The organism is Subtercola sp. YIM 133946, assembly GCF_036553535.1.
Lineage (GTDB): Bacteria > Actinomycetota > Actinomycetes > Actinomycetales > Microbacteriaceae > Subtercola.
In genome coordinates this window covers 1-9,055 of the sequence record NZ_JAZHPE010000030.1, presented here as the reverse complement: position 1 = coordinate 9,055, position 9,055 = coordinate 1, and the positions used below count along the sequence as shown (strand labels likewise).

The window sequence follows — 9,055 nt, the reverse complement described above, 5'->3', positions numbered from 1 at the left end:
AAGTGCTGCGAGAATGGAGGGGTGAGCATCACCCCCGAAGCAGAGTCTGAGAGCGTGGTCGGCGACGACACCGTCACCATCCACCGCGCGCCCCGATACTTCCGGTTCATGATCGCGGGGGCCGTGCTCGGGCTGGTGGTCGCGCTGGTTCTGACGCTGGCGTTCCCGGAGCCGCCCGGGTTCGACTACTCGCAGGTGTTCGGATTCCTGGCGCTGTTCTTCGTGGTGGCCGGGTTCGCGCTGGGGGCGATCGTGGCGCTGCTGGTCGACCGTGCGTCGCGTCGCGCGGCCAAGACGATCAGCGTCGAACTCATCGAGGGCGGCGACGCCGAGGCTGGCAGCGCTGAGCCCATTAGCGCTGAGGCTGGTAATGCTGAGCCTGGTGGCGCTGAGGGCACCCAAGCCGTCAGAGACGCTCCCCAGGGCGACGAACAACCGTAGGGTTCTTGCGGCCGGGCCGGGGCGGGCGCACGCTGCGCAAAGCGCCTCGCGTCATCCACGCGGCTCAGCGACGAGCCGGGATGGCGCCGACTGCGCATTACGCCGCCGCGTCATCCAAAGGTCGCAGCGACGTGCCAAGGGCGCGTCAGCGGATGGCTGCCCACATTGGAACAGCGCGCCCGAGGCGCGCGGCGCGTCAGGCGCGTTTCTGCTCGTCGGTGGGGAGGTACTCGTCGAGGTCTTCTTCGAACTCGTCGTCGGTGTCGTACTTCGCTGCAAGGGCGGCGAAGTCGGGTTCTGAATGGGTGCCCAACTCGCGCTCGAGTGCGCTGTAGTTGGTGTCGGGGCTGAAATACTTCAGCTCGCGAGCCACTTTGGTGTGCTTAGCTTTTTGACGGCCGCGCCCCATGCGAGACCCCCTCACCTTTCGGGCCGGGGGATTGGACCACCCGGATGAGTTGAATACGTAAAATCTAAACCGAGTTTAGCACGCGGGTTGCACCGCTCCTCTGTGTGCACGAACGTGCGTCGGGGGTTGCTATTCGCCGCGTGGCGGCGCTCCGGTCGTGGTCGTCGGCTGCGCAACCGAGGTGGCCGAACCGGCGACAGCCCCGGTGCCCGTCGTGGCCGCAGACCCGGTGCCGGAGCCGCTCGCAGACCCAGCCCCGACCGCAGACCCAGCCCCAACACCAACCGCAGACCCAGACCCAGCCCCAACACCACCCGCAGCCGCCCGCGCGGCCCGCGCAGCACCCCATTGCGAATCCGGCGTCACCTGCGGTGTGTACGCCCGCTGCACGGGCCGAATCGGGTCACCCCGGCGCTCCTGGCCCGGCAGCGGGCGCGACCGGCGCCCGTAGATCAGTTCGCTCGAGTCGAGCAGCCAGGGCACCAGCGCGATGGTCACGCCATGCACCAGCATCAGCCGGCGGTTGAGACGGCGCGACTTGTGGTTGTGCAGCAACGCCTCCCACCAGTGCCCCACGATGTAGATCGGGGTGTACACGGTGACGACCTCAGAGCCGAACTGGGCGCGGTGCTTCTTGATGTAGCCGCACAGCGGCTCTGCGACGTCGCGGTACGGCGAGTCGATGATGCGCAGCGGAACGGCGATGTTCTGCTCGGCCCAGTCGCGCTCGAGCTGGCGCGTCTGCTCTTCGTCGATCGAGATGTGCACCGCTTCGAGGTTCTCGTGCTTGGCCGCGATGGCGTAGTCGAGCGCCTTCAGCACCGGCTTCTGCATGCGCCCGACGAGCACGATGGCGTAGTCGCCCTTCGCGCCGAACGTGGTGACCGGGTCGACCTCGATCTCTTTGTTCACGTCGCGGTAGTACCGGTTGATGCCGAGCATGAACATGTACAAGATCGGCATGATCACGAACACCAGCCACGCGCCGTGCGTGAACTTCGTGATGGTGACGACGATGAGCACGATGAATGTCAGCAGCGCGCCGAACGAGTTGATGGTGAGGCTGCGGATGACCGCTCCCCGGTCGGGCGTACCGCTCTTCAACAGGCGCACCCAGTGCACGATCATGCCCGTCTGACCGAGGGTGAACGACACGAACACCCCGATGATGTAGAGCTGGATCAGGTTCGTCAGCGACGCCTGGTAGACGAACAGGATGGCGGCCGCAGCCAGCGCCAGCAGGATCATGCCGTTCGAGAACACGAGGCGGTCGCCGCGCGTCAGCATCGCCTTGGGCGCGTACGAGTCTTTGGCGAGCACCGAACCCAGCAGAGGGAAACCGTTGAACGCCGTGTTGGCCGCCAGAAGCAGCACCGCCGCCGTGGCCGCCTGGATCACGTAGAACATGATCGAGTTGTTGCCGAACACCGCCGAGGCCACCTGGGCCATCAGGCTGCGCTGGGGCACGTTTCCGCAGTTCACGAACCCGGTCAGTTCGCAGGCGTTCTCGGCGTAGTGCACGCCCGAGATGAGCGCCAGCGCGGTGAGCCCGGCGAACAGGGTGATCGCGATGCTGCCCATCAACACCAGCGTGCGCTGGGCGTTCTGAATCTTGGGGCGGCGAAAGGCGGGAACGCCGTTGGCGATGGCTTCGACGCCGGTGAGGGCCGAGCATCCACTCGAGAACGCCCGCAACAGCAGCAGGATCACCGCCACCTGGCCGAGGCCCTGGGCCTGCACGCCGTACTGCGCCGACTCGGCGACCGGCGGATGCCCGAGAGCGGTCGAGGTCAGGCCGACCACGATCATCAGCAGAACACTGCCCACGAAGATGTAGGTGGGAAAGGCGAAGGCCTTGCTCGACTCGGCCACACCGCGCAGGTTCACGGCGGCGAGCAGCACGACGAATCCGATGGCCATCTCGACGCGGAACCCGTTCAGGAACGGCAGCGCCGAGATGATGTTGTCGACGCCGGAGGCGACAGACACCGCGACGGTCAGAACGTAGTCGACGAGCAGCGCCGAGGCGACCACCAGGCCGGCCTTCTCGCCGAGGTTCTTGTGGGCGACCTCGTAGTCGCCGCCGCCGGAGGGGTAGGCCTTCACGAGCTGGCGGTACGAGGCGACGACGGCGATCAGCAACACGATGACCGCACCGGCGACGATGGGAGCGAACGAGAGGAATGCGAGCCCGCCGATGAGCAGGATCATCAGCAGTTCTTGGGGCGCGTACGCCACGCTCGACAGCGGGTCGCTGGCGAAGATGGGCAGTGCGAGGCGCTTGGGAAGTAGCTGCCCCTCCATCTTGTGGCTGGGCAGCGGGTCGCCGATAATCCAGCGTTTCGCAGACCTGGGTTCGTTAGTCACGTGTGACGACACTACACCGGAATATTTCCGGATCAAATCGAGTTGATGGGCGCTCCCAGCGGCCGTTCAGCGCTGCCCGATCGCCCGGTAGGCAGAGCGCACGGCGAGGGCCACGCGGGCCTCGGTGAACAGTGGGTCGTAGAACGCAGCCTTGTACGCCGCGTTGTTCGTCGCCGACACCAGAAAGTTGAGCGACGACACGCAGCTGAGAAAGACGGCGGTCTTCACGAGCGCGGTGTCGACGCCGGTGGCGAGCCCGAACAGCTCGACCTGGGATGGCTGCGGGCCCAGCCACGTCGCGAGAACCGTGGGCGCGAGCGCCACTTCGCCGAGCGCGACCAGGAAGACGGCCACGAGCCCCGCGAAGATGCCGACCTGGGCGCCTTGAGCGAGCATGAGCACCGTGTGCAAGTTGACGCGCTCGGCCCGGGTGAGGGGTGATCCGGGCACTAGAGCTGCCTCGAGCAGATCGGGCAACTCGGTGCCCGCGATCAGTTCGGCTCGCTCGTCCACACCGATCTGGTCGTCGACACCGGTCAATTCCGATCGGGTCACGGGCAGCATAAAGAGCAGCGCGAGAAAGGCGAAAACGGCTACGACCCCCAGCAGGCGCAGAATGGTCATCGAAGCCGTGACCGCCCAGATGGCGGGGGAGAAGAAGGAGAAGAACACCACGAGCATGAGCAGCGGGAGCGCGCGCGTGCTCATCTCGCCGAGCGATCGCAGCCGGCCCATCGATGTGCGCGCCGCCCATGCGGCGACAGAACCTACGCCGCACCAGGTTGCGCACACCGCCGCACCGACGACCAGGGCATCGACGAGGGTACCCATGACGGGCACCTGCAATCCTCGGTCACCGGAGGGCATCTCATAGAGCCACGGATCGACAGCAAGGTAGTAGGTGGCGGTGAGACTGCCGACGATGCGCATCGCGCGGGGATGCTCCACGAGTGTTCGTCTGCTGACCGCGAAGACGACGATGATCACCCCGATCATGGCGAGCACGGCTGAAGCGGTCGATGCGACGACGATAACGGCCGCCACGTCGTCATCGATCGAGAGGTCGGCACGCGAGAACTGCCAGGCCGAGACGTGGAGAGTCAGCAGCGAGACGAGAAACGGAGCGGTTCGCGCGAGGAGTAACACGCGTCGCCGTCGCTGCGTTACGAAAAACGGAAGGCCGTTCTGGCGAAGCCAGCACTCCGCGCGATGTCGCGTGTGCTCCGATGGTGTCGTCACTGCAGCCGATGTCGTCACTCAGCGCCCGAGGCGCAAGACGCGACCTTCATCATCGGTTGCGAACACCGGGCCGCTCGGGGACGCCGCTATGTCGACGAACCGAAGGCCCGAATCAGCTGAAACTCGACGCACCAGTGTGTCCCGCTCGGCCAGCTCGTAGACCCAGCCCGCTAAGGCGTAGACCGTGTTGTCGGCACCGATGACGATCTTGGTCGGTGTGGAGGGGGCCGGTCCAGAGCTGAATGCGCTGACTGCGGGCGGCAGGGAGAAGGTTTGGATCGAACGGTCGGGGCGAATAGCCGACACGGTGCCGGAGAATGCATTGGCAGTGAAGACGACGCCGTTGCCGTCGACAGCGAGGTGCATCGGGTTGCTGGCGTGCGGAAGCTCGGCGTACTCGTGCTCGATCTCTCGTGCCCCGGCTGCGGCGAGCCCGATTCGCGTGACAGTGTCTCGACCGGGGTTGGCGGCGAAGAGCCACTGCGTACCCGACGCCGCCAGGGTCGGATACGAGTGGGGCCGGAGCCGGGCCACCTCGTTCACGCCGTCGTCCGTCAGCGCGTACACGCTGTTCCTGGCTGTTCCGAATAGTTTTCCTCCAGAGACGGCGAGGCTGACGCGCTGTGTTCCGGCATCGAGCTGGGCCAGCTGCTGTGCCTTCCCCGCGCGCGAATAGAGGACCACGGCCGTACCCTGACGGGGTCTCGACGGTGCAATCGGCAGCACCAGATCGTCGCCGAGCGTCACCCCCGGCTGGCACCGGATGACCGACCCCCTGTCAAGCGTCGTCACCTCCCTCAATTCTCCCGCTGCACCGTCGACATACCAGAGCTTTCCGCTGCGCAGGTCGAGCACGTAGGCACCGCGTTGGGTCGCGGTCAGGCGCAGCACAGCGTTGTGATCAACCTGAGCTACGGCCCGAAAGCGCTCGGGTGAAGATCCATTCACGAGTCCTACAATAGCGAAGAATTCTCAGTATCATCAGATGATGGTCAGCAACTCAATTTCGCACAGTCGGCGCATTCCCCTCACAACACGAGCATGCTGCGCCGCCCTCGTGCTGGTGGTCTCGGTCGCGATGGCTGGCTGCACCGGCGCGGGGCAGAGTTCTCCAGAATCGGCGTTGCCCTCCGACGACACACGGTGGCAGTCGGTTCTCTCGCAGGTCGCCGATGACGGTTCAGTCACAACCGAAACCGCGCTCGAAGCGTTCGGAGTCGCCTTTTCGCCGTTGCCTGGAGCTCAGACGCCGCCGGGGGCACAGACCGATATCGAGTCCGGCACGCTCGCGCTCCTCTGGATTCGGCAGCACTGGCAAGATCTCACCGAGGACCAACGCCAGGCGGCTCTCGCGGCGGCCCCAGACCTTGCGACAACGCAAGAGGTCGAATCCGGATCGCCCGCGTCGGTATCGACGACGCCGACGGCACGCCTCTCGGCAGCACTCACCGACGGCTCCGACGCCGATCTCACCGGCACTGAGCGCGAGGTGGGCGCTGCCTTCGAGTATTTCTTGGCTCAGTCCGCGCTGACCGATCCGGGGTGGCGGCCGACGGTCTCCTACGCACCTGCGCCAGAGGATCACGTCACGGCCGAAGCATTCCCGAACGCATCAGGCTGCCTAATCGACCTGAATCGCGCCGAGTTCCCCCAGAAGCCCTTGAGCATTCAGCATTTCGTACTGCTGCACGAGACCTTTCATTGTGTCGAGGGCCTCGCGATCCACGGCACCCGCGTGCCGGGTGCCTGGTTTCGAGAGGGAATGGCCCTGTGGGCATCGAGCAAGGCTCCCATCGGCCCGAACGGGCCGCCACCGGATTGGTACTACTTCTCGTTGAACGCGCCCAACTTCTGGTGGTCGTATCTCCGGGTTCCTCAGCGCACACTTTTCGCGAGAACATACGACGCCTACGGGTTCTTCCACTATCTCGACAACCGCGGGGTCGATCTGTGGCATGAGTGGGCGACGCTTCCGAGCGAGAACAGTGCGGCATTTCTTGCACTCACCGGCGATAAGACGTCGCTCACGGACTGGCCGAGTGGATTCTTTCACGACCCGACTCTCGGAGCCGCTTGGGAGATGTACGGTGTCGGTCTTCCTGCAGACCGAGCTCCCGCAGCGACAGATCAGATGGATCTCGCTAACGGTGGCTCACAAACGTTCGCGGCCCAGCCAGCAGCGGTAGATGTCGCGCTGCTCAACCCCACGGCCGACATCATGACAGTCGCTTTCGACGGAGTTGGCCGTCTGAGATTCGCCGACGGCTCCGAGATCGTGAACCCTGCCGCGTCAACGTCGTATTGCTCCCGCGCCGACGCATGCGCTTGCCCAGCCGGGATGGTGAGTAACCTCGGCGCAATGAGCCCGCTGCCCCCAGGTCTGGTGCGTCTCGCCGTCACTGGAGGAGTCGATGCAGGTAAGGCTGTTGTCACTGGTCTGGCATTCAACCCTGACACAGACTGCGCGCACCCGCAGACGAGCGGGGTGTGGAAGCTCTCTGGTCTTTCTTTGGCTTCGGCAGACGGAGCCACCGTGGCTTACGCGCCGACTGGTGGCGCTACAACGCTGACGGTCGACGGCGACGGCTCTGCCGCCATCGACATGAACTCGACATTCGCAGCCACCATCTCGGGTGCCATCAGCTCGACGGCGAATGTCGTCGGCACGGGCCACACCGATGCGCATGTCACGTTCGACTCGGCGGCGTCGACGATGCAGTGGGCGACCGACCCTGGTTCCACGGGCATCCAGTTGAACATCGATGGCATGTCGGCTTCGGGGGCGAGCCTGCTCGGGTCGCCCGGCGCACTCGAGCCCGCAACCACGATGACCTATTCCGTCGATGGGTCGCAGCAGACCTGGACCTACTCGATCGAGGGGGGAACCGTGACGTGGAACTGGGTGCGTTAACCACGAACGGGCGGCCATCCAGATGGATGACCGCCCTTCGTCGAGGAATTTACTCCTGGGTGTCGGCGTCGACCCAGTCGAGGGTCTTCGTGACGGCCTTCTTCCAGTTGCGGATCTGGCGGTCGCGTTCGTCGGCGTCCATGTTCGGAGTCCAGCGGCTGTCTTCCTGCCAGTTGGCGCGCAGGTCGTCGAGGTTCGCCCAGAAGCCCGTGGCGAGGCCGGCCGCGTAGGCGGCACCTAGCGCAGTGGTCTCGGCGACGACGGGGCGCACGACGGGCACGCCCACGATGTCGGCCTGGAACTGCATGAGCAGGTTGTTGGCGATCATGCCGCCGTCGACCTTGAGCTCGGTCAGGTCGACGCCGGAGTCGGCGTTGACCGCATCCAGAACCTCGCGGGTCTGGAAGGCGGTCGCTTCGAGGGCGGCGCGGGCGATGTGGCCCTTGTTGACGTAGCGGGTGAGGCCCACGAGGGCTCCACGGGCATCCGACCGCCAGTACGGCGCGAACAGACCCGAGAAGGCCGGCACGAAGTACGCGCCACCGTTGTCGTCGACCGTCTTGGCGAGGTCTTCGACCTCGGGGGCCGACGAGATGATGCCGAGGTTGTCGCGCAGCCACTGGATGAGCGAACCGGTCACGGCGATCGAACCCTCGAGTGCGTAGTGGGCCGGCTGGTCGCCCAGCTTGTAGCCCAGCGTCGTGAGCAGACCGTTCTTGGAGTGCACGATCTCGGTGTCGGTGTTGAAGATCAGGAAGTTGCCGGTGCCGTAGGTGTTCTTCGACTCGCCCGCGTCGAACGCCGCCTGGCCGAAGGTGGCCGCCTGCTGGTCGCCGAGGATGCCCGCGATGGGCACCTCGCGCAGCAGGCTGTTGTCGCTGGCCACGCCATAGACCTCAGACGACGACTTGATCTCGGGCAGCATCGACTTCGGCACGTTGAACGCTTCGAGGATGTCGTCGCGCCACTGCAGCGTCTCGAGGTCCATGAAGAGGGTGCGCGAAGCGTTGGTGACGTCGGTCATGTGAACGCCGCCGTCGACGCCTCCGGTGAGGTTCCAGAGAACCCATGAGTCGGTGGTGCCGAAGAGCAGGTCGCCGGCGTCGGCGGCCTCGCGTGCGCCGTCGACGTTCTCGAGGATCCAGACGATCTTCGTGCCCGAGAAGTAGGTCGCCAGCGGGAGGCCGACGATCTGCTTGAACCGCTCGACGCCGCCGTCGGCCGCGAGGCGGTCGACGATGGGCTGCGTGCGGGTGTCTTGCCAGACGATGGCGTTGTAGACGGGCTGGCCGGTCTTCTTGTTCCACACCACTGCGGTCTCGCGCTGGTTGGTGATGCCGATGGCAGCGATGTCGTGACGGGTCAGGTTGGCCTTCGAGAGGGCCTGGCCGATGACCTCGCGAACGTTGTCCCAGATCTCGATGGGGTTGTGCTCGACCCAGCCGGCACGGGGGAAGATCTGCTCGTGCTCCTTCTGGCCGGTGCTGACGATCGTTCCCTCGTGGGTGAAGATGATCGCGCGGGAAGACGTGGTTCCCTGGTCGATCGCGATGACGTATTGCTCGCTCATGGGGTGTAACTCCTTTGTTCGTGCGTTGTTCTGCTGGAAACCGTTGCTGACGTCGGCGTCAGGTCAGGATGGGGAGGAGTGGTACGGCGACGAGGCCGGCGATGACGCCGCCGATGAT

The 9,055-nt window shown here is 65.4% G+C and carries 7 protein-coding genes; 2 read left to right on the top strand and 5 right to left on the bottom strand.

Translation table 11 applies throughout. The features are described 5' to 3' along the window. The coding region (locus V3W46_RS10740; protein ID WP_331783111.1) for a hypothetical protein at positions 1-441 on the top strand (441 nt) is incomplete at its 5' end. A 196-nt stretch (positions 442-637) separates the two neighbouring features. Here the strand turns inward: V3W46_RS10740 and V3W46_RS10735 are convergent. The 4 genes from V3W46_RS10735 to V3W46_RS10720 form a co-directional block, all read right to left on the bottom strand. Continuing rightward, positions 638-814 (bottom strand): DUF3073 family protein, encoded by a 177-nt coding sequence (locus tag V3W46_RS10735; protein ID WP_443069969.1) that lies wholly within the window; start codon positions 812-814, stop codon positions 638-640. A 165-nt stretch (positions 815-979) separates the two neighbouring features. After that, on the bottom strand, positions 980-3,154 hold the full coding sequence (locus tag V3W46_RS10730) for an APC family permease (protein WP_443069970.1): 2,175 nt from the start codon (positions 3,152-3,154) through the stop codon (positions 980-982). A 129-nt stretch (positions 3,155-3,283) separates the two neighbouring features. After that, the gene (locus tag V3W46_RS10725; RefSeq protein WP_331783108.1) at positions 3,284-4,363 is read right to left on the bottom strand and encodes a hypothetical protein; all 1,080 of its coding nucleotides are present in this window, start codon (positions 4,361-4,363) and stop codon (positions 3,284-3,286) included. A 111-nt stretch (positions 4,364-4,474) separates the two neighbouring features. After that, on the bottom strand, positions 4,475-5,347 hold the full coding sequence (locus V3W46_RS10720; RefSeq protein ID WP_331783107.1) for a hypothetical protein: 873 nt from the start codon (positions 5,345-5,347) through the stop codon (positions 4,475-4,477). Between the two features lie 94 nt (positions 5,348-5,441). Here V3W46_RS10720 and V3W46_RS10715 point away from each other — a divergent pair, with 94 nt between their 5' ends. Next, entirely contained in the window at positions 5,442-7,367 is a 1,926-nt protein-coding gene (locus V3W46_RS10715; protein ID WP_331783106.1) for a hypothetical protein, read from the top strand. A 49-nt stretch (positions 7,368-7,416) separates the two neighbouring features. Here V3W46_RS10715 and glpK read toward each other — a convergent pair whose 3' ends face one another. Continuing rightward, entirely contained in the window at positions 7,417-8,937 is a 1,521-nt protein-coding gene (gene glpK, locus V3W46_RS10710) for a glycerol kinase GlpK (RefSeq protein ID WP_331783105.1), read from the bottom strand. Between the last annotated feature and the right edge of the window lie 118 nt (positions 8,938-9,055).